Raw genomic sequence first — 19,505 nt, 5'->3', positions numbered from 1 at the left:
TGATCATTGTCATGCGATCGGCTGATCATTCGGAGATCTCAGATTAGGCCCGAAACAGAAGGAAACGAACTTCACGAGGGGACATGAGCCAATTTCCTGACAGAAGGGCGACGGCCAAGATCCTGTTCCTGGCATCCAATCCATTTCATACTGACAGATTGCGAATAGACGCTGAGGCGCGCGGGATTGAAAATAAACTGCAAGGCTTCCTGTACAAGGATCAGTTGACCTTCAATACCGCATGGGCCACCCGCGCGGACGATTTGGTGTTTGCGATCGATCACCATGCTCCGACCATCCTGCATTTCGCAGGACATGGCGAGGGAGACACTGGATTTGCCCTCGATGATGGAAGCTTCATCGATGCGGCCAGTTTCGGGCAACTGGCCAGAATGTTCAGGGGCGACATTGAATTGGTCGTCCTGAACTACTGCAAATCGGTCGATCAAGCCGCCGCGGTATCCGAGCATGTTCGCTACGTCATATACACCACGACATCTGTCTCCGATGACGCTGCCGTAGACTTCTCGTCCTTTCTGTACCTCTCCATTGCCTATGGGAACAATTGCCGCGACGCGCTCGAGCGGGCCAAATTGACACTGAAGGTGAAGGGCTCGGAATTCTGGGACGACTGGTCGATCCTGTTCAATAAAACGATTGGTCACAAAAGGCTCGTGACACCCGACCGGGAGGATGACGGATCAGGCACGAAGCAAACGGTCCTGCTGAACGAGCGAGGTTACTTTTATCGCGGTGTCGAACTGAGGAAAGACCCGGAGTTTCTGCATTTGATCGAAAGGTACAAGGTCGGATCGCTGCGAACGGACTATGCCGGCATATCCGAGGCGATCAACAGCATCGGTGATGAACTGATCCGGCTGACCGGTGGCGTGGCCTTTCTCGTCATCGACGTGGATGAAATGACGCTGGTCAACAAGCATCACGGTATCGAGGTCGGAAATCAGGTTCTGAAGGAGATCATCAAGTTCTGCGAACATCGATTTAGCGAGTCCGTTGTCAGCAGGTGCGGTGACGACACCGTCATGATCGTCTTCGGCCAGGCTCAATACGATGCAATGAGACACATTTCCGAGAGCTTGTGTGAGGATATCAAGCGCAATTCGTGGCAGGCGATGAAAGATGGATTGTTTGTTTCATGCAGTGCTGGATTTTCAGTGCGCAAATACGGTGAAACCAGCATCGATGCCTTCATTCGTGCGACGATTGGAATGGTTGATGGGAAAAAGATCGCCAGAGGTCTGGCGCATGCAGGCCCATTCTCGCTGTCGCCGAGCTTTTCGAGGAAAGTCTATCAATACATCTCCGGCGACTGGGATTTGATCGACAGCTTCAGCGTCTTTGAGCCGAGGAATGAGCGATAGTGATCAGACGCTGACTTCAGGGTCAGTCCTTGCGAGCGTCAGGCGCTTGCGACTGATCTTCTATGGCAACAGGCGACCATTCGTTACAGATGTCGACGGCCGGTTGAGATGGTGAAGGCGTCCCGCGGGATCCGGATATCGGCCGCACGGTCCGGCAGATGAGCGCCTAAACAAGCGTGTTCACCCGGGTCTTCGCTCCTCGCGTGCCGATGCGCTCCAGCTGCGCGGTGATCGCGTCGAGGAACAGCCGCACCCGCGTCGGCATCTGGCGGTTGCGGGGGAACAGCGCGCATACCGGCGCGGGATCGCTCTGCCAGTCGGGCAGCACCCGCGCAAGACGTCCGGCCGCGAGATCGGCGGCCACGTCGACCCACGACTTCATCACGAGGCCGCAGCCCTCGCGCGCCCAGTCGTGTGCCACCTCGCCGCTGTCGCAGCGCAGGCGCGACGTCACGTCGACCTCGACCGCGCGGCCGTCGCGATGGATGAGGCGCCAGCGCGCCCGCGGTCCGCTGCTGTAGAGCAGGCAATCGTGATGCACGAGATCGTTCGGCGTCGCCGGTGTGCCGCGTCGCGCCAGATAGTCCGGCGCCGCGACGACGACGCGGTGGTTGTCGCTGAGCTTGCGCATGACGAGGTCCGAGTCCGGCGGCAGGCCGATCCGCACCGCCACGTCCATGCGCTCGTCGATCAGTTCGACCAGGCGATCGGTCAGCACGAGATCGACCGATATCTTGGGATAGCTGCGGACGAGGTCACGGCAGGCCGCCGCGACATAGCTGCGCCCGAGGGAGTGCGGTGCGCTGATGCGCAGCACGCCCTGCGGCTCGAGGCGGCCATGGCTGAGGACGGCTTCCGCCTCGTCAATCTCGGCAAGGATGCGCTGCGCGCGCTCGAACAGCTGCTGGCCTTCCTCGGTGACGGCGAGGCGGCGCGTGCTGCGGGTGATCAGTGTCGTCGCCGTCCTGCGTTCGAGCGTCGCCAGCCGCTTGCTCACTACGCTCAGCGCAACACCGAGATCGCGCCCCGCGGCGGACAGGCTGCCGGTCGAGACGATACGCACGAAGGTGCGCAGCTCGGTGATGTCGTCCAGCATCGCTTTATTTCCGTTTGATGGAGAGTGTCTGCCGTAAAAGGAGGATAATATCCAAAATAGAAAGAGACTAGGGTCATTTCGTCATCAAGGAGCGACCCATGACCCTTCCTCTAGCGCCGCAGCCGGCCCTGAGCCGTCGTCAAACCCTGCAGATCGCCGGCGCGCTCGGCGCGGCGGGCGTCGCCGCCGCCGTGCGGCCGGCCAGCGCCGCCACCGCCCCGGACGCGGCCGGCGGCCGCGCGTTCTGGCCCAACGGGGCAAGGCTCGCTGTCAGCCTGTCGCTGATGTTTGAGGCCGGCGGCCAGCCGATCTCCGGCGCCGGCGGCGTCATTCCCGATCCGATCGCAAAGGGCGTGCCGGACCTGCCGACCAATGCCTTCTTCGCCTACGGCCATTATGAAGGCATTCCGCGCCTGCTCGACCTCATGGACAAGCACGCGGTCAAGCTGTCGTCGTTCATGATCGGCAAGGCCGTGGAGACATCGCCGGACCTCGCGCGCGAAATCGTGCGCCGCGGTCATGAGGCCGCTGCCCACGGCCGCGTCTGGAGCAACTCGTATCAGCTGCCGAAGGACGAGGAGAAGCGCTTCATCGCCGACAGCGTCGACACCATCCAGCGCATCACCGGCCAGACGCCGGTCGGCTGGAACGCGTACTGGATGCGCAACTCGGTCCACATCCTGGAAACGCTGCAGGATCTCGGCTTCCTCTATCACATCGACGAGCCGAGCCGTGACGAGCCTTTCATCGTTCCGCTGCGCGGCAGGGATTTCGTCACCGTGCCCTACACCATGCACATGAACGACATCGTCTCCTTCCCGTTCCAGGGCTGGAATCCGGCGGCCTACGAGCAGGCGCTGCGCGATGAGTTCGACCAGCTCTATGAAGAGGGCGGCACGCGCCGGCGCATGATGGTGATCAGCCTGCACGATCGCATCTCCGGCCATGCCGGGCGGGTGCGCGTGCTCGACCGCTTCCTGGCCTATGCCCGCAGCAAGGAGGGCGTGTGGTTCGCCCGCAAGGACGAGATCGCCCGTCATGCGCTGGCCAACCGCGATGCGACGCCGGTGATCCGTCGCGGCTCGCCCGCGGCCACCGGCCTGCCGGGGCCGACGGCCTGATCCGGCCACGTCGCAGTGTTTGCACCAACGCCATTGCACAGGAGGCTGCCATGCTCGACCACGTCACGCTGCGGACGCACGATCTCGACGGCACGAGGCGCTTCCTCGAGACCGTGCTCGATCTGAAGGTCGGCTACCGGCCGGACTTCGCCTTTCCCGGCTACTGGCTCTACGATGCCGACGGGCCGCTGGTGCATCTCATTCCCGGTGACGGCGGTCCCGTTGATCGCCGCGGCGAGACCATCGACCATGTCGGCTTTCGTCTCACCGGCCATGACCACTACCGCCAGCGGCTCGATGCCCTGGGCATCCCCTACACGCGGATGGAGCTGCCCGAACTCGGCGAACGCCGCCTGTTCATCCGCACGCCGACCGGCATCCTGCTCGAGCTGGTGTTCCGCGAACGTACCGTTTCATCTCGTGCTGAAGGAGTTCAGTCCCATGCGTAAGCTCGTCATCGCCGTCGCCGTCGCCGTCCTCGCTCCGTGGCTCCCGGCGCCGGCAGCCGCGGCCGATCCCAAGATCGACGATCTGGTGGTGACGGCGGCGGCGTCCGACGCGCGCCGCGATGCGGTAATCGCCGCCGCCCGCGCGTTCTACCGGTTCTGGGACAGTGGCGATCGAGCCGCGCTCGAAGCCGCGATCGCGCCGACCTTCGTCGACCATACCTTGCCCGAGGGGCGTCCCCAGGGGCCGGCCGGGCCGGCATTCGCATCGGAGCATTTCCGCGCTGCGGTGCCCGATCTGCATGTCACAGTACGCAAGATGATTGTCGCCGGCGACTACGTCACCGTGCACATGCAGTTCACCGGTCATTTCACCGGCCGCTTCGGCGCCGTGGCCGGACAGGGGCAGCCCATCGATTTCATCGCCACGGACCTGATCAAGGTCACGGACGCTCGCATCACCGACAACTGGCACATCGAGGACAACCTGACGCTGCTGTCGAAGATGGGCATCGCCAGGGTCGCGCAATAACGGTGCGCGGGCAGGGCGCCGGTCAGCGTCGTGCCAGCGCCAATTTCTCACGCCATGGCCATGTCGAGCACCATGCGCCCTGACACCTTGCCCGCCTTGACGTTGGCGAAGATCGCGTTGATGTCCTCGAGCGGCGCTCTCGTCACCTCGGTCCTGACCTTATCGTCGGCGGCGAAGGCGATCGCCTCGTCGAGGTCGCGGCGGGTGCCGACAATGGAGCCGCCGTGCCGCGAGATGGCCGATATGCGCTCGGCAACGATGTCAATCGCACCCTTTGTCGATCTGGGATCAGCGCCGCTGGTGCTATTCTTGTGTTGGCGTGCGTGCACGCGCTGAATGCAGGCCGGCGTGAAACCGATCGGATGTGATTGATTTTGGAAATCGGAACGGCAGACCTTATCGCCTTCATCAAGGCCCACGAGAGCTGGATCGTTCCGCTCGCGTTCGTCTTCGCGTTCATCAAGGCGCTCGCGTTCGTGTCGCTGATCGTGCCGGGGACGGCGATCCTGCTGGCGATCGGCGCGATGGTCGGGGCCAGCAAGCTCGCGGTGGTGCCGATCTGGCTCGCCATCAGCATCGGCGCGGCGCTGGGCGACTGGGTGTCCTACGAGATCGGTCACAGGTTCGATCGCGCCGCCACGTCAATGTGGCCGCTGTCACGGCATCCGGACCTGATCCCGCGCGCCGAGGCGTTCTTTCGCCGTTGGGGGGCGCTCAGCATTGTCGGATGTCGCTTCTTCGGGCCGCTGCGGGCAACCGTGCCCCTTGTCGCCGGCATCTTCCATATGCCGTGCATGAGCTTCCAGGTTGCGAACTGGCTATCGGCCTTTCTATGGGCTGGCACGCTGTTGCTGCCGGGTGCGGTCCTGTTCCGTTGAGAGGCTGAACGCTGCCGGCGCGGGCGCCGCGCCAACCACCGCATCGGTTCTGCTTCAGGCAAACCCCGACGATGCGCCGGGATGGCTTGAGGTGACGCGCCACTCCGGCCTCGCCAGGGTGCAGACCAGGTCGATCCCGGACAGGCTGTCCGCGATCCAGCGCGCGACCGATTCCTGCAGCGGCGGCAGCACCTCGACAAAGCGCCCCTCGGGGCCGGGCAGCGTGACCAGTCCCTGGTCGGCGGCGGCGTGCATCAGATTGTGGACATGGGTGCGCGACACGCCCGCGCGTTCCGCGGCGGCCGTATAGAAGCCGGATGCGGTGCGCGGCGGCGTTTTGCCACGGACCATCGCCATCAGCACCATGAGCACGCGAATGCCGACATCGTGGCTCAGAAAAAAGCCGATAGCGGGATTGCTGCTCATGATCTTCGCGGCGAACCCGATGGTGGACATTGACATCCGCCGGTAGGCGGTCTGATAGGCCGGGTCGTGCGCCATGGCGGCCCGGTACGCCGGTTCATCGGGGTACAGCGCGGCCAGCGGAGCATGAAAGGTCGCGAGCCATTCGCGGTCCGCGGCCAGCATCTTTTCGGTCGGCCGCAGGATGTGGGCGCGCCGGTCGGCCGGTGACACCTCGCGTGTCAGGAAGCCGTCGAGCTCGAGGCCATTGACCAGGTCGACGATGCGGCGCCCGTCGGTGATCCCCATGGGCACAAGCGCCGTCCGCAGCCGTGCCAGCGTGACATGGGTGGAGGGGTCGTCAGGCTCATGCATGGCATCGAGGCAGATGATGACCATGAACGACACCGCGCGGACATACTCGACCAGGCCGCGGATCAGCCGACGGTCGTCTCCGTACAGGGCGAGCAACCCGTCGACCAGGCCGTCGTGCGCCTCCTGAAAGCGGGGATGTTTGCGGAGCATGTCGGACGACAGGAAGCTGACGCGCTCCCAGGGCGGAATCGCGTGCCGCTCCGCGTCCTCAGACGACAGTGACATGAAGCTGAAACCTTAACGGACGGCCGGCTGGCGGCGCCATTGCGTCGTTGTATCCACGGCGATGGAGAGCGTCCCGGGGAGCTGGAAAATCGTACAGATTTGTTTCGTTGCACGACGGATCAGTGTTGTTCAAGCAGGAAGTGATCGCGTGAGGGGCATGCGGTGCCGCGGGGATCGGCGGCAAGACGGGGCAAGTGTTGTTGATGTGTCGGCGATGGATAATTGTCGCAGCGTCTAGGGCTGTTTTGACAGATTCATTTTCTCCAGCAGTCAGCGTCCGGACAGTGTCGAAGATAAGCACGGCAGCCAATTGGCGGGCGTGGTCGGCAGCGTTCGCGACCGCTGGTTGCGCCATTGTCTTGGTGACCCTGCACGGGCAGCCGGTCGAGGCGCAGACGGCCTCCCAGATCACGCCGCCGAGCTTCCGCCCCGAGATCGCCCGTCCGGGTGGCTTCGTGCTGCCAGGGGCGCCGGGGTTGGCGACACCGGCCGGGGCCGAAAAACTGTTCGTCCGCCTGTCGGGTGTGCGGGTCGTCGGCGGCCTGCCGCAGCTTGCCGCGGCGACCGCGGCCCTCGAGGCGCGGCTGACGGCGCGTCCGGTGTCCGGTGCGGAGATCTTTGCGGCCGCGCGCGACCTCGAGGCGGCCTACGCCGCCGCCGGCTACGTGCTGGCCCGCGTCGTGCTGCCGCCGCAGCAGCTGGTCAATGGCGCGCGCCTGCGGCTGGTGGTAGTGGATGGCTTCATCGAGCGTATCGAGACCAAGGGCGTGCCCGAACCGGTGCGCCGGCGCATCGATGCGCTGGTCGGACCGCTGACGGGGCGCCGCGGGCTGACGCTTGCGGAGATCGAGCGCCGCGTGCTGCTGGCGGGCGATACGCCCGGCGCAATCCTGCGCTCGACCTTGCAGCCGGGCGCGGCGGAGGGGTCCACGGTGCTGGTCATCGAGGCCAGGTACCAGGCGGTCAGCGAGACCCTGACCTTCGACAACACGCTGTCGAAGGCGCTCGGGCGCACTACGCTCGGTGTCGGCCTCGATCTCAACAGCGTCGCAGGGCTTGGCGAGCTGACGTATCTGCGCGCCGGCGGCCATCCGGACGGCGGCGACAACGGTTTGTTCGACCGCTATCCGCGCAACCGCTCGCTGGCGGCCGGCGTCGTGGTGCCGTTGTGGGTCGAAGGCCTCACCTTCAATGCCGAATTCACCGATGCGCGAACCACGCCGCAGGCGGTCGCCGGCGTGCAGACGACCGACACCTTCGATCGATTGTCGCTGCGGCTGCGCTATGCCTGGCTGCGTGGGCGCAGCGCCAATTTCAACAGCGAACTTGCGTTCGACGCGCAGAACGAAACCCAGAGCCTGTTCGTCGGCGGCGTGCCGGTGCCGCTGTCGGACGACCGGTTGCGGATCGTGCGATTCGCCAATGACGGCGATGTGCTGACGCCCTGGGGCGCGACGATCTCCGGCCGGGCTACTTTTTCGTTCGGCATCGATGGCCTCGGCGCGCGCAGCGCCGCGGATGCGACGCCGCTGCTGCCGCTGTCACGGCAGGGCGCGGACGCCTCGTTCCAGAAATTCGATGTTGCGCTCAACTATTCCCAGACCCTGATCGAGCATCTCGCGATCAGCGTGTCGGCGCGGGCGCAGACCTCGTTCGACAAGCCGCTGCTGCGCAGCGAGCAGATCGGCATCGCCAACACCGGCGGGTTGTCGGCGTTCGATGCCGGATCGGTCGTCGGCGACCAGGGCTACGTGGTGCGCGGCGAACTGGTATCGCCCTGGAGCCTGCCGCTGCCGATCGCCGCGCTCGGCGTCGTGCTCGCGCCCTATGTCTTCGGCGCCTACGGCGAGGTGTCGCTACAAAATCCGACGGTGCTGGAGGTTTCCACGACCCGGGCGACGTCCTATGGCGGCGGTCTGCGGATCGGTGGTGCCGCGCCGGGCACGCTCTCCAATGGTTCGCTGTCGCTCGAGTACGGGCGGGCGTCGCGCAGCGACGGGATTCCCGGAGGCGATCGCCTCACGGTGGTTTCCGCGTTCAGGTTCTAGCCGGGCTGGATGGACAACATGACAAGAGGTCATCACATGGGCGCGGGTCGGTGGAGCAGGCTGCGGGCGGCGCTGCTGCTGGCGACGACAGCGCTGGTCAGCCCGATGCTGCTCGATACAGCGTCGGCGCAGACGCTGCCGACTGGCGGCACTGTCGCCGCCGGCAACGTCGCCATAAGCCAGCCTTCGGCCAATCAGTTGACCGTCAACCAGTCCAGCCAGAGTGCGGTGGTGAACTGGCAGGGCTTTTCGGTGGGCGCGGGCAGCACCGTCACTTTCGTCCAGCCGAACAGTTCATCCGCGATCCTCAACCGTATCACCGGCAATACGCCGTCCACCATCGCCGGTGCGATCAACGCCAACGGGCAGGTCTATCTCGTCAATCCCAACGGCATCGCCATCACGGCCTCCGGTACGGTGAATACCGGGGGCGGCTTCGTCGCGTCCACGCTCGGCATGTCCGACAGCGACTTCATGGCCGGCAAGCGTACCTTCACTGGCAGCGGCGCGTCGGCTGCGGTCAGCAATGCCGGCATCATCACGGTCGGCCGCGGCGGCTATGCCGCGCTGATCGGCGGCACGGTATCGAACAGCGGTATGATCAGCGTGCCGCTCGGCAAGGTGGCGCTCGGCTCGGGCGAGCAGGCGACGCTGGATTTCTCCGGCGACGGCTTTTTGCAGGTCGGAATGCCGACGGCAGCCGGCGGCAAGGGCGCGCTGGTCCGGAACGCGGGCACGATCGCGGCCGACGGCGGCAGCATCATCCTCAGCGCGGCGACGGCGCGGGAAGCGGCACGCAACGCCATCAACATCTCCGGCGTGGTGCAGGCGCGCTCGATCGGTGGACAGAACGGCGCCATTGTCATCGGCGGAGGTGATGGCGGCCGGGTCAAGATCAGCGGCCGCGTCGATGCCAGGTCACGCGATGGTGCCGGCGGGCGCATTGCCGTCACGGGACGGTCGATCAAGCTGAAGGGCGCCACCGTCGAGGCGTCCGGCACCGCCGGAGGCGGCACGATCAATATCGGTGGCGGTCGCCAGGGGACTGGGCCGCTGCCGCATGCCAATGACGTGCAGATCGATGCTGCGACGCGGATCACGGCCGATGCGTTGTCGTCCGGTGATGGCGGCAATGTCGTGGTCTGGTCGGACGGCGCGACGGCGGTCCATGGGCTGCTCAGCGCCAGGGGCGGTCCTGGCGGCGGCCATGGCGGTCAGATCGAGACCTCCGGCCATACCGTGGACTTCGCCGGCATCCGCATCGATGCGTCGGCGGCGCAAGGCAAGGCCGGGCTGTGGCTGATCGATCCGCAAGATCTGACCGTCGACGCGGCTGCCGCGACGACGATCTCGACCGTTCTGAACGGCGGCACCGACGTTACCCTGCAGACCACGGCCACCACGGCCTCGGGGACCGGAGTCATCAGCAATGGTCAGGGCGACATCATTGTCAACGCCGGCCTGTCGTGGTCGTCGGCGAGCCGGTTGACGCTCGATGCCTACAACGCGATCGCCATCAATGCGCCGATCACAGTGGCCGGCGCTGGCGGCGTAAATCTGAAGGCGGCCTACGACATCACGACCGCGCCGGGCGTCTCGCTGCTGAAGCTGTCGTTCGGCAACGGCGCGGGTCTCACCTATGCCGCGGGGCCGTCAGGCACAGGCATTACGGGACAGTCGCTGACCATCAACGGTGCATCCTATACGCTGGTCTACACCATGGCGCAGCTCGATGCGATCGACGGCTACAGCGCGGCGACTGGCGCGAGCATTCCGGTTTATGGTCCCGGACCGACAGGAAACTATGCGCTGGCGGGTAATCTGTCCGCGGCCGGCACGACCTATACCAACGCCCTGATCGGCGCCAACGTCAATAATGTGGTGATCGGCACCGATGGTGTGATCGCGTTCACGGGAGTCTTCACGGGGCTCGGGCACGCTATCGATGGACTGTCGCTCGCTCCGACGGCCTCCTATGCCGGCCTGTTTGGCTTTGTCGGCCCTGGCGGCATGGTGCGCGACATCGCGGTCACCAATGCGACGGTCATTCCTGCGACGAGTGCCGGGCCGCTTGCCGGGCTCAATGCCGGAACGATCTTCGCGTCGTCTGCCAGCGGCAACATGACGAACGGGGGTGGCACGGCCGTCGGCGGACTGGTCGGGATCAACGCCGGCCTGATCGTTGCATCGCAGGCCTCCACGAATGTCTTCGGATTTGCCAATGCGGGAGGCCTCGTCGGATACAGCCAGGGAACGATCCTCATGTCGCAGGCGAGTGGTGTGGTGCGGAGCACTCAGAACGCGGGCGGCCTGGTGGGGGCCAACGATGGCGCGATCGCCGACTCGTCCGCGAGCGGTGCCGTCTCCGCCATGTTCATTCCGCCCTCGGGCGGCAATGCCGCGCTCTACGGCGCGAACGTCGGCGGCCTGGTCGGCTTCAACCAGGGCAGCATCGCATCGTCCTTCGCGACCGGTGCGGTGACCGGCTATAACCTCGTCGGCGGCCTGTTGGGCAGTGGCAGCGGATCGATCGCGTCGTCCTACGCCACCGGCAATGTCACCAGCCTTGCCGCATCGTCCCTCAACGGCTCGGACTTTGTCGGTGGCCTGGTTGGAAAATTCACCACTTCAGCGAACAGCACCATCAGCGATTCCTATGCCACCGGAAACGTCACCAGCACCGGCAACTATGTCGGCGGCCTGGTCGGCCTGGCCGCCGGAACGAGCATAAGCGGCAGCTACGCGACGGGAACGGTCAGCGGCGGTGGCAGCAATGTCGGCGGCCTGATCGGACAGAGCGGCCAGAGCACGGTTGCGTCATCCTACGCGACCGGCGCGGTGACCGCCGGTGGGAGCTCCGCCGGCGGCCTGATCGGTAGCAGCCTGAAGTCGACGGTTTCGGATTCCTATGCGCTCGGCAATGTCAGCGGCCAGAGCTCCGTGGGCGGGTTGATCGGCATCGTCACCACCATTTCCGACATCGGCTTCGTCGGCGCCGGCAGCACGATCCAGCGAAGCTATGCGGCCGGGACCGTCACTGGTGCCGGTGACAGCGTCGGCGGCCTGATCGGTTCCAGCGCGCTTACGGACAATGTCGTGAGCCAGTCGTTCGCGACGGGGGCGGTGATCAACTCCTCGAGCGGCGGTCGCGGTACCGGCGGCCTGATGGGGCGCAATAGCGGCACGGTTCAGGACGTCTACGCGACTGGTGCGGTCCTGAGCGCCGGCTCGATGGTCGGCGGTCTGATCGGTTTCAACGTCGGGACCGTTTCGTCGGGCTATTCGACGGGGTTTGTCCGCGGCGCGGCGTTTGTCGGCGGCTTCATCGGCCGCAACTCCGGCACCATCACCAGCGGCGCGTTCAACACCGGGACATCCGGTCAAACAACTGCGTTTGGACTTGATCTCGCCGGTCAGGGCGCCAACGTGGCTGGCCTGACCACGGCGCAGCTCCAGCGGGCCGGGCTGCCTGCAGGCTTCGATCCGACCATCTGGGCCGGCGGCTCCGGTGGTCTCTATCCCTACATTCAGAGCTTCTTCCCGGATGGCGTGCAGGCGGTCTCGGGCACGGCGCAGTCCGCGGGTGGAGCCGCGGCGGCCGGCGGGCAGGTCGCGGTCTACATGGATGGCATGCTGCTGGGCGGCGGCAGCGCATCGGTGGGGGCCAACGGCTACTACTACGTCGCCGTTGCGGCCGGAACGCTCGCGCCGACGGGCAACAAGCTCGGGACGACACTGACGCTCTCCGGTGCGAGCAGCGTCAGCGGCTTGACCTACACCGACGCTTCAGCACTCGCAGGCAACAGCCTTGATCTCGGTGTGGTGAGCAGTGGGCTCAGCAGGCAGACGACGGCGCAGACCAGCTACAGCGCGCTGCAATCCGATCTCGGCGCGACCTTCGGCAATAGCACCTATGCCGCACTGACAACCGCGCTGGGATCGGCTGCTACGACGCTCACGTTGACTGGCGCGAGCTTCACGCTGGATCAGCGGGTGATCGCGGGGGCCGATTACAGCCTGATCTCGACCACGGCAGGTGCGCCGCTGACCATCGCGGCGAACGGCGGCATCACCAGCGGCGGTGCCATCCTGATTGCCGTCAATGGCAATGTCATCAACCAGGCTGGTGCGGCGGCGCTGACACCGGGCACGTTCTTCACCGTCTACACCCAGAATGCGGCCGATCCGACGGGCGTGGCGCCGGTCAATCAGTTCGGCGGGCTCACGGGGACAAGCGTGTATGGCGACGCCTTCGACTTTGCGATGGGACGTTTCGCCAGCGCCATCCCATCGGGCAACGCCTTCGTCTATGCCCATCCCGCGCCGCAGATATCGCTGCCAAAGCCGCCGAGCGATGGTGGTCTGACGCGCCCGATCGTGGTGGCGGACAATTTTGCCAGCGTGACCTTGTCACAGCAAACACGACTTGGCTGGCCGCCGCAGTTCTCGGCCCCCAGCGTGTCGGGGAGCGGGGCGCCGGCGCCCACAGGTCCGGGCAGCGGCGCTCTCTTCGTCGATCCGCGCTTCGACCAGCCGGTGGTGTGCTTCAGCGGCAGCTGTTACGTCGGCCACTGATGGTGGCGCTGGCGTTGACGGGTTCTGTCGCGGCATCCCAATCGCCCGGCTCAAGGATAGATAGTTCTCTCGCACGGGTGGCTCGAGACACGAGCACATCGGCTGAGGGAGAACAAGCCATGAATAGGTGCCGGCTTTGCCAAAGTGCGCCTCGAGAAAGTCGAGCGTCTGATTGCGGATGTCGCGACCGGTCCGAATGCCGAGTGCGTTGAACCTGGCGGCAGTCGCGGGTCCGATGCCGTAGAATTTGCCGACGGGCAGGTCCTCGACGAAGGCTGCTCCCATCTCCGGAGCGATCACGTACTGCCCGTTCGGCTTGCGGTGGTCGGACGCGAGCTTGGCCAGAAACTTGTTGTAGGAGATACCCGCCGACGCATTGAGGCCGGTCTCGGCCTTGATCCTGGCTCGGATCTGCAGCGCGATATCCCGGGCGAGAGGGATGAGCTGGAGATTGTCGGTGACGTCGAGGTAGGCCTCGTCCAGCGATAGCGGCTCGATCATGGGCGTGTGCTCGGCGAAGATTGTGCGGATCTGCTGACTAATCGTCTTGTGGACCTCGAAGCGCGGCTTCACAAAGATGAGGTCCGGGCATTGCCGCTTGGCGGTCACGGACGGCATCGCCGACCGGACGCCGAATCTGCGCGCTTCATAGCTTGCTGCGGCTACAACTCCGCGCTCGCGCGACCCACAGACTGCGACGGGCTTGCCACGAAGCTCCGGATTGTCGCGCTGCTCGACCGAGGCGTAGAAGGCATCCATGTCGATGTGGATGATCTTGCGCTGGCGAGGCGCAGGGATGTCGTCGGGGCTGTCCATTCGCAAACCCGCTGGTGATGGAAGCACGCTTCGCCGGGTGCTTCCAACAGCATCAGGTGAATGTGGTGCTTGCGCATCCGCGACATCGCGGCGCTTTCCGGCGAAGCCGGATCGACCGAGGTCCGATCGACATGCCGCAGACGGCGCCGCGAAGGATTGGGCTAGGGGACCAACATCCGGGTACGGCAACCGCGCGTGTTGAAGCACCCAATAGGCGTGCGACAAATAAGTTGGACCCGATAGCATGCATAAGCTCAAGCTTGGGCCTGTCGCGATCACAGAAGTTGGCCCTGCGAGCGAAGCTACCATTTTGGCCGCTTCCGGTCGGCCAAGGCGCCTACGCCTGCAGTCAAGCAGGGCTGGCTTTACCAAGAGACCACCGCTCTGAGTCGATCGGGAGAGCAGTTCTCAAGTGGGCCTATTTGGGTCGAATTTAATTGCCTCGGACTTCAGCGGTTGAAATGGCACGAGCTCTTTCGCCTGCTCTGCGGATCGGGTTGTTTGCCCATCCGTCGCCGTCGAGGAATTCAATCTCGTTCTCGGTCACGTGCGGATTCAGAAACGTTGGTGCCGCGGCAGTCGCCATTGCGGCGTCGATCGCCGATACCTTGCAATCAGTCTTGAGCCGCAGGTGATGAGCGGTGTTGTCAGTGTAGATGCGATCAAGCATCCGATAGCAAGCGACGCGGCATATTGTGACGGCCACGCTTGCTATCGGCACTGTCTTGCAGAACGGTCGTCCATGCGTTCCACCAGATAGTCCACGAATGCTCGGATGCGCGCAGGCATGTTGGCCCCGCCGACGAAGACCGCGTGGAAGATTTCCCGATCGCCGGGGTTGAAAGCTTCGAGCAGGGGAACCAGCCGTCCGTCAGCGATCGCGGCGCCGAGGCTGAAATCGCCAACGCGGGCGATGCCTACGCCATCGAGCGCCAACTGACCCAGGGTTTCACCGCTATTGGCTTCGATGGCGCCCCGCACCTTGAGGGCGTAGTCGACCCCGTCTCGGCGGAACGGCCAGACCGGCTCGGTGCGGCGAAAGCTGAAGTTCAGACAATTGTGATTGTGCAGGTCCTCCGGCGTTTCCGGCACACCCCAGCGAGCGAGGTAGGCCGGCGAGGCGACGATGGTGCGACCGTTCTCGCTGAGGCGACGCGCCGTGAGTGCGCTGTCGGCCAGCGGGCCGCCGCGTATCGCGACGTCTGCCTGCCCCGCGGCCACATCGACGATCCCGTCGCTGAGGTTGATGTCGACCAGGATGTTCGGATAGCGGCGGACGAACTCCCCCAGCAGCGGGACAACGCAGAATCGCCCGTGCGACACGGCGGCACTGACCCGGATGCGGCCGCGGGGCGAACTCTGGTCGGCGATGGCCTGCTCGGCTTCGTCGAGGTCCGTTAAGATGCGGCGAGCCGCGCTGAGATAGGCCTTGCCCTCGGCGGTCAGCGTGAGCGCGCGCGTAGTCCGCAACAGCAGGCGCGCGCCGAGCCGTGCCTCGATCCGGTCCAGGGTGCGGCTGATGGCCGACGGGGTCAGCGCGAGGCTGCGGCCCGCGGCTGAGAAGCTGCCGCCGGCGGCCACCGCGCAGAATACTTCGAGTTCGCGGGCGCGATCTACACTGGCGCTCGCCATCTTTGCGTTCAAATCAAAAATCCTTGGCCTCTCCACTAGCTAATACAGCTGGGCGTCTACGTCTAGCTTTGCGTCATACGAGAGGCATCAACAAAGGAGATCGCCAATGATTGTTCCGACCTTACTTCGCCGGCTCGCCCTCGCAGGTGCCGCGCTCACCGTCTTGGCCAGCCCAGCCATCTGCCCGGCAGCCGATCTCCGGCTGGATTTCCCCAAGACCTTCCACACCGAAGAGGTCATGACCAACGGCACGATCCTCCACGTCCGGGTCGGCGGAGCCGGGCCAGCGGTTGTGCTGCTGCACGGTTACGGCGACACCGGCGACATGTGGGCGCCGCTGGCGGCCGACCTGGCGCGCAACCACACGGTGATCGTGCCTGATCTGCGGGGCATGGGCCTGTCCGTCCGCGCCGAGACCGGCTTTGAGAAAGCCAACGAGGCGGAAGACATCGTTGGCATCATGGATGCGCTGCATGCGCCGAGCGCCGACGTGGTGGCGCACGACATCGGCAACATGGTCGCTTTTGCACTCGCCGCGCGCCACCCGGATCGGGTGACCAAGCTGGTGTTGATGGATGCGCCCGTCCCGGGCGTCGGACCTTGGGACGAGATTCTGAAGAATCCGCTGCTCTGGCATTTCCGGTTCGGCGGAGCGGATATGGAGCGCCTGGTCGCGGGGCGCGAGCGCATCTATCTCGACCGGTTCTGGAACGAGTTCTCGGCCGATCCCGCGAATTTCCCGGAGGCCACGCGTGTTCACTACGCTGAACTCTATGCGGCGCCGGGGCGCATGCATGCGGGCTTCGCGCAGTTCGCCGCCTTTGATCAGGACGCCATCGACAACCGCGCCTGGCTCGCGGCGCATGGAAAGCTCGCCATGCCGGTCCTGGCGATCGGAGGCGAGAAGTCCTTCGGCCCGACAATGGCGATCGTTGCCGAGGCCGGCGCGGTCGATGTCGAGGAGCGGGTTATCCCGAACGCCGGACATTGGCTCATGGAGGAGCAGCCCGCGGCCACCGTGATGGCGATCGAACAGTTTCTCGACGGCCGGCCGGCGCCAGTCAAGGACGGGCGCCTTGGGCAGGCGGCGCTGTCGCTGGAACAGACACAGGCGATGCAGTTATCCGGCGCGGGTGCCGGCACTTCGGGGTTGAGCGGGATCCGCACTGTGCTGCTCTACGGCGACCCAGCCAAGCCCGGACCGTACATGCTCGAGATCCACGTGCCACCGAACACAAGGATCGCGCCCCACACCCACCGTGACGATCGCTTCGCCAACGTGATCTCCGGGAGCTGGTACTTCGGCTATGGCGCCAAGGCGAATGACGCGGCGGTCAAGCCGCTGACGGTCGGCGGCCTCTACACCGAGCCGGGGGGCACCCCGCACTTCGCCTTCACGCGAGCTGATCCTGCCGTCGTCAGGCTGACCGGCATCGGCCCGAGCGACACGGTCTACGTCGCCGCCACCTCGTCCCACTGATCATCCTACCCCGACAAAACAGGAGACTCTCATGACATCCTTCCCCATCATTCGCGACCCGCAAACCGACCATCTGCTGACGCCGCAGAACGCGGCCCTGGTGATCATCGACTACCAGCCGGTCCAGGTCGGCTCCATCCAGTCAATGGAAAAGCGGAGCCTCGTTGCCAACATCACCGCCGTCGCCAGGACCGCCAAACTGTTCGACCTGCCGACGGTCATCGCCACGGTGAACGTCGCCACCGGGCGCAATCAGCCCACCATCCGCCAGATCGCCGAGGTCTTCCCGGACATCACCCCTATCGATCGGACTTCTATTAACGCCTGGGAGGACAAGGACTTCGTGGCCGCGGTTCACGCCACGGGTCGCAAGAAGCTGATCATGACCGCACTCTGGACCGAAGTGTGCCTGGTCCACCCCGCGCTCGACGCCCTGCGGGAAGGCTTCGAGGTTTATCCGGTGGTCGATGCCGTGGGCGGCACGTCCCGTGTGGCTCACGAGGCTGGGCTGTCGCGCCTGATCCAGGCCGGCGCTCAACCCACCAGCTGGGTGCAGCTGATCTGCGAACTGCAGCGGGATTGGAATCGCGCCGACACCGTCCCCGGCTTTTCCGACATCCTGTTCACCGTTGAGGGGCATTGATCATGACGACCCAGACTATCGCCGACGCGATCGACCAGAACAATGTGTCCACGAAACAACCGGTCATTTTCATCCACGGCCTGTGGCTGAAGCCCAGCTCCTGGGACCGATGGGCCGAGATGTTCGAGGCCGCCGGCTATGCTGCGCTCGCGCCCTGCTGGCCGGCGGAGGTGGGCGGCGCCATGGCGCCCGAAACCGTAGGCGAGGTCACGGCGCATTTCGCCGGCATCGCCGAGGCGCTCGGCCGCCGCCCGGCCCTCATCGGCCATTCATTCGGCGGGCTCATCGCGCAGATCCTGGCCGGGCGCGGACTCTCCGCCGCGACCGTGGCGATCGATCCTGCGCCATTCCGGGGTGTCCTGCCGCTGCCGATGTCGGCCCTTCGGTCCGCCTGGCCGGTCCTGCATAACCCGGCCAACGCTGCCCGGGAAGTTGGCCTCACCTCTGAGCAGTTCCGTTACGCCTTCGGCAATGCAGTGCCTGAACCTGAGAGCGAGGCGCTCTACCAAGCCTATCAGGCGCCGGCGCCTGGCCGGCCGATCTTCCAGGCCGCGGTCGCGAACCTTAATCCATGGACGGAGGTTCGCGTCGACACCGAGGCCGCGCAACGTGGACCGCTGCTGATGATCTCTGGTGAGCGCGACCACACCGTGCCGCCATCGGTGGCTCGTGCCGCCTACGACCAGCAGAAACGCAACCGGCAGGCGATCACCGAGTTCGTTCAACTTCCGGGGCGTGGCCACTCGCTGACGATCGACAGCGGCTGGCGGGAAGTGGCTGAGACCGCGCTGAGGTTCGTGAAACGCTTTCTTTAGTGGCACTTCAATTCACGAGTCTCAGGCGAATGCCCGACCATCTCGCAGCCGGGCAACGCTGCGCCCATGCAAGCGCAGATTCCGATCGGCCGTTTCGGCAAGCCCGCTGAAATCGCCGCCACCGTGCTGCATCTCGCCTCGCACGAGTCAGCTTTCATCGTCGGCACGGAAATCGTCGTCGACGGCGGCATGAGCGAGATTTGAATGCGACCAACTCGCACGCATCAGGAGAGACATCATGAACCTCGAACTCAAGGACAAACTGGCCCTCGTCACCGGCAGCACCGCCGGCATCGGCCGCGCAATCGCAGCGACTCTCGTTCGCGAGGGTGCCCGCGTCATCGTCAATGGCCGGACACAGGATGCGGTCGATCGTGCGGTCGCCGAACTTGCCGTGATCGGGAGCGGCAGCGTCGAAGGATTTGCCGGTGATCTGGGAACAGCGGACGCCGCCGAAGCGGTTGCAAAACGCTTCCCGAACATCGAGATCCTGGTTAACAACCTCGGCATCTTCGAACCCAAGCCGTTCGAAGAGATCCCGGACGCCGACTGGCGGCACTTCTTCGACGTCAACGTCCTGTCTGGCGTTCGTCTTGCTCGCCTGTACCTCCCGCCGATGCGACAGCGCAACTGGGGCCGCATCATCTTCATTTCGAGCGAAAGCGGGCTGCATATCCCGCAGGAGATGGTGCACTACGGCGTGACCAAGGCTGCGCAGATCGCGGCGGCGCGCGGCATCGCCGAGTCCGTCGCTGGCACCGCGATCACGGTCAACAGCGTGTTGCCGGGCCCGACCAAGTCGCGCGGCATCGTCGATTTTGTCGAGGCGCTGCCTGGTTCGGGAGGGAAATCCTTCGCGCAGTTCGAGGCCGAGTTCTTCGAGAAAGTCCGGCCGACGTCGCTGATCAAACGCTTCACGCAGCCCGAGGAAATCGCCGCCATGGTCGCCTATGTGGCGAGCCCCTTGTCCTCGGCAACCAATGGAGCGGCGCTGCGGGTCGACGGCGGCGTGGTGAAAAGCGCGTTCTGACCGACAGGT

At 65.2% G+C, this 19,505-nt stretch carries 15 protein-coding genes and 3 pseudogenes; 12 read left to right on the top strand and 6 right to left on the bottom strand.

All coding sequences use genetic code 11. The features are described 5' to 3' along the window. The first annotated feature begins 83 nt into the window (after positions 1-83). Positions 84-1,382: a diguanylate cyclase domain-containing protein gene (locus JQ639_RS25115; RefSeq protein WP_211968846.1), complete on the top strand. Its 1,299-nt coding sequence runs from the start codon at positions 84-86 to the stop codon at positions 1,380-1,382. 166 nt (positions 1,383-1,548) lie between these two features. On the opposite strand, the gene JQ639_RS25110 is transcribed toward JQ639_RS25115, so the two are convergent. Then, positions 1,549-2,478, bottom strand: a complete 930-nt coding sequence (locus tag JQ639_RS25110) for a LysR family transcriptional regulator (protein ID WP_211968847.1) — start codon at positions 2,476-2,478, stop codon at positions 1,549-1,551. A 98-nt stretch (positions 2,479-2,576) separates the two neighbouring features. Between JQ639_RS25110 and JQ639_RS25105 the strand changes: the two genes are divergently transcribed. From JQ639_RS25105 to JQ639_RS25095, 3 genes are read left to right on the top strand one after another with little or no spacing between them, the layout of a single operon-like run. Next, on the top strand, positions 2,577-3,599 hold the full coding sequence (locus JQ639_RS25105) for a polysaccharide deacetylase family protein (protein WP_211968848.1): 1,023 nt from the start codon (positions 2,577-2,579) through the stop codon (positions 3,597-3,599). Between the two features lie 50 nt (positions 3,600-3,649). After that, positions 3,650-4,048: a VOC family protein gene (locus tag JQ639_RS25100; protein WP_211968849.1), complete on the top strand. Its 399-nt coding sequence runs from the start codon at positions 3,650-3,652 to the stop codon at positions 4,046-4,048. Continuing rightward, positions 4,041-4,577: an ester cyclase gene (locus JQ639_RS25095; protein ID WP_211968850.1), complete on the top strand. Its 537-nt coding sequence runs from the start codon at positions 4,041-4,043 to the stop codon at positions 4,575-4,577. The genes JQ639_RS25100 and JQ639_RS25095 overlap by 8 nt, the downstream gene beginning before the upstream one ends. A gap of 47 nt (positions 4,578-4,624) precedes the next feature. On the opposite strand, the pseudogene JQ639_RS35420 reads toward JQ639_RS25095, so the two are convergent. Continuing rightward, positions 4,625-4,840: pseudogene (locus JQ639_RS35420) on the bottom strand (zinc-dependent alcohol dehydrogenase); the annotation flags it as partial. A gap of 111 nt (positions 4,841-4,951) precedes the next feature. Here JQ639_RS35420 and JQ639_RS25085 point away from each other — a divergent pair. Then, complete coding sequence (locus JQ639_RS25085) at positions 4,952-5,455, top strand: DedA family protein (protein ID WP_211968852.1); 504 nt, start codon at positions 4,952-4,954, stop codon at positions 5,453-5,455. Between the two features lie 54 nt (positions 5,456-5,509). On the opposite strand, the gene JQ639_RS25080 is transcribed toward JQ639_RS25085, so the two are convergent. Next, positions 5,510-6,382, bottom strand: coding sequence for a winged helix DNA-binding protein (locus JQ639_RS25080; RefSeq protein WP_211968853.1), 873 nt, complete (start codon positions 6,380-6,382; stop codon positions 5,510-5,512). Between the two features lie 437 nt (positions 6,383-6,819). Between JQ639_RS25080 and JQ639_RS25075 the strand changes: the two genes are divergently transcribed. Together JQ639_RS25075 and JQ639_RS35725 are read left to right on the top strand one after the other, a co-directional pair. Continuing rightward, positions 6,820-8,505: a ShlB/FhaC/HecB family hemolysin secretion/activation protein gene (locus JQ639_RS25075; RefSeq protein WP_349644633.1), complete on the top strand. Its 1,686-nt coding sequence runs from the start codon at positions 6,820-6,822 to the stop codon at positions 8,503-8,505. A gap of 36 nt (positions 8,506-8,541) precedes the next feature. Then, positions 8,542-13,080, top strand: coding sequence for a beta strand repeat-containing protein (locus JQ639_RS35725; protein ID WP_211968854.1), 4,539 nt, complete (start codon positions 8,542-8,544; stop codon positions 13,078-13,080). Between the two features lie 111 nt (positions 13,081-13,191). On the opposite strand, the pseudogene dinB reads toward JQ639_RS35725, so the two are convergent. The 3 genes and pseudogenes from dinB to JQ639_RS25055 all read right to left on the bottom strand — a co-directional run. After that, positions 13,192-13,896, bottom strand: a pseudogene (dinB, locus tag JQ639_RS25065) (DNA polymerase IV); the annotation flags it as partial. 433 nt (positions 13,897-14,329) lie between these two features. Then, complete coding sequence (locus JQ639_RS25060) at positions 14,330-14,566, bottom strand: hypothetical protein (RefSeq protein ID WP_211968855.1); 237 nt, start codon at positions 14,564-14,566, stop codon at positions 14,330-14,332. Positions 14,567-14,607: 41 nt separating this feature from the next. Then, positions 14,608-15,528 (bottom strand): LysR substrate-binding domain-containing protein, encoded by a 921-nt coding sequence (locus JQ639_RS25055; RefSeq protein WP_211969074.1) that lies wholly within the window; start codon positions 15,526-15,528, stop codon positions 14,608-14,610. A gap of 106 nt (positions 15,529-15,634) precedes the next feature. On the opposite strand from JQ639_RS25055, the pseudogene JQ639_RS25050 reads away from it, so the two are divergent. From JQ639_RS25050 to JQ639_RS25030, 5 genes and pseudogenes are all read left to right on the top strand, one after another. After that, positions 15,635-16,585 (top strand): annotated as a pseudogene (locus tag JQ639_RS25050) (alpha/beta fold hydrolase); the annotation flags it as partial. A 454-nt stretch (positions 16,586-17,039) separates the two neighbouring features. Beyond that, positions 17,040-17,651, top strand: coding sequence for a hydrolase (locus JQ639_RS25045; RefSeq protein ID WP_211968857.1), 612 nt, complete (start codon positions 17,040-17,042; stop codon positions 17,649-17,651). A gap of 2 nt (positions 17,652-17,653) precedes the next feature. Continuing rightward, positions 17,654-18,466 (top strand): alpha/beta hydrolase, encoded by an 813-nt coding sequence (locus JQ639_RS25040; protein WP_211968858.1) that lies wholly within the window; start codon positions 17,654-17,656, stop codon positions 18,464-18,466. A 66-nt stretch (positions 18,467-18,532) separates the two neighbouring features. Continuing rightward, complete coding sequence (locus JQ639_RS25035; RefSeq protein WP_211968859.1) at positions 18,533-18,670, top strand: SDR family oxidoreductase; 138 nt, start codon at positions 18,533-18,535, stop codon at positions 18,668-18,670. Positions 18,671-18,704: 34 nt separating this feature from the next. Continuing rightward, complete coding sequence (locus JQ639_RS25030; protein WP_211968860.1) at positions 18,705-19,496, top strand: SDR family NAD(P)-dependent oxidoreductase; 792 nt, start codon at positions 18,705-18,707, stop codon at positions 19,494-19,496. The last annotated feature ends 9 nt before the right edge of the window (positions 19,497-19,505 follow it).

Origin of the sequence: Bradyrhizobium sp. U87765 SZCCT0048 (assembly GCF_018131225.1) — a bacterium.
GTDB lineage: Bacteria > Pseudomonadota > Alphaproteobacteria > Rhizobiales > Xanthobacteraceae > Bradyrhizobium_A.
The sequence above is the reverse complement of the archived record's forward strand: the minus strand, read 5'-3'. Positions and strand labels throughout refer to the sequence as shown.

Coding starts and splice junctions, on each gene's coding strand:
- JQ639_RS25115 (WP_211968846.1), top strand. CDS start 84: ATGAGCCAATTTCCTGACAGAAGGGCGACGGCCAAGATCCTGTTCCTG.
- JQ639_RS25110 (WP_211968847.1), bottom strand. CDS start 2,478: ATGCTGGACGACATCACCGAGCTGCGCACCTTCGTGCGTATCGTCTCG.
- JQ639_RS25105 (WP_211968848.1), top strand. CDS start 2,577: ATGACCCTTCCTCTAGCGCCGCAGCCGGCCCTGAGCCGTCGTCAAACC.
- JQ639_RS25100 (WP_211968849.1), top strand. CDS start 3,650: ATGCTCGACCACGTCACGCTGCGGACGCACGATCTCGACGGCACGAGG.
- JQ639_RS25095 (WP_211968850.1), top strand. CDS start 4,041: ATGCGTAAGCTCGTCATCGCCGTCGCCGTCGCCGTCCTCGCTCCGTGG.
- JQ639_RS25080 (WP_211968853.1), bottom strand. CDS start 6,382: ATGCTCCGCAAACATCCCCGCTTTCAGGAGGCGCACGACGGCCTGGTC.
- JQ639_RS35725 (WP_211968854.1), top strand. CDS start 8,542: ATGGGCGCGGGTCGGTGGAGCAGGCTGCGGGCGGCGCTGCTGCTGGCG.
- JQ639_RS25060 (WP_211968855.1), bottom strand. CDS start 14,566: ATGCTTGATCGCATCTACACTGACAACACCGCTCATCACCTGCGGCTC.
- JQ639_RS25055 (WP_211969074.1), bottom strand. CDS start 15,528: ATGGCGAGCGCCAGTGTAGATCGCGCCCGCGAACTCGAAGTATTCTGC.
- JQ639_RS25045 (WP_211968857.1), top strand. CDS start 17,040: ATGACATCCTTCCCCATCATTCGCGACCCGCAAACCGACCATCTGCTG.
- JQ639_RS25040 (WP_211968858.1), top strand. CDS start 17,654: ATGACGACCCAGACTATCGCCGACGCGATCGACCAGAACAATGTGTCC.
- JQ639_RS25035 (WP_211968859.1), top strand. CDS start 18,533: ATGCAAGCGCAGATTCCGATCGGCCGTTTCGGCAAGCCCGCTGAAATC.
- JQ639_RS25030 (WP_211968860.1), top strand. CDS start 18,705: ATGAACCTCGAACTCAAGGACAAACTGGCCCTCGTCACCGGCAGCACC.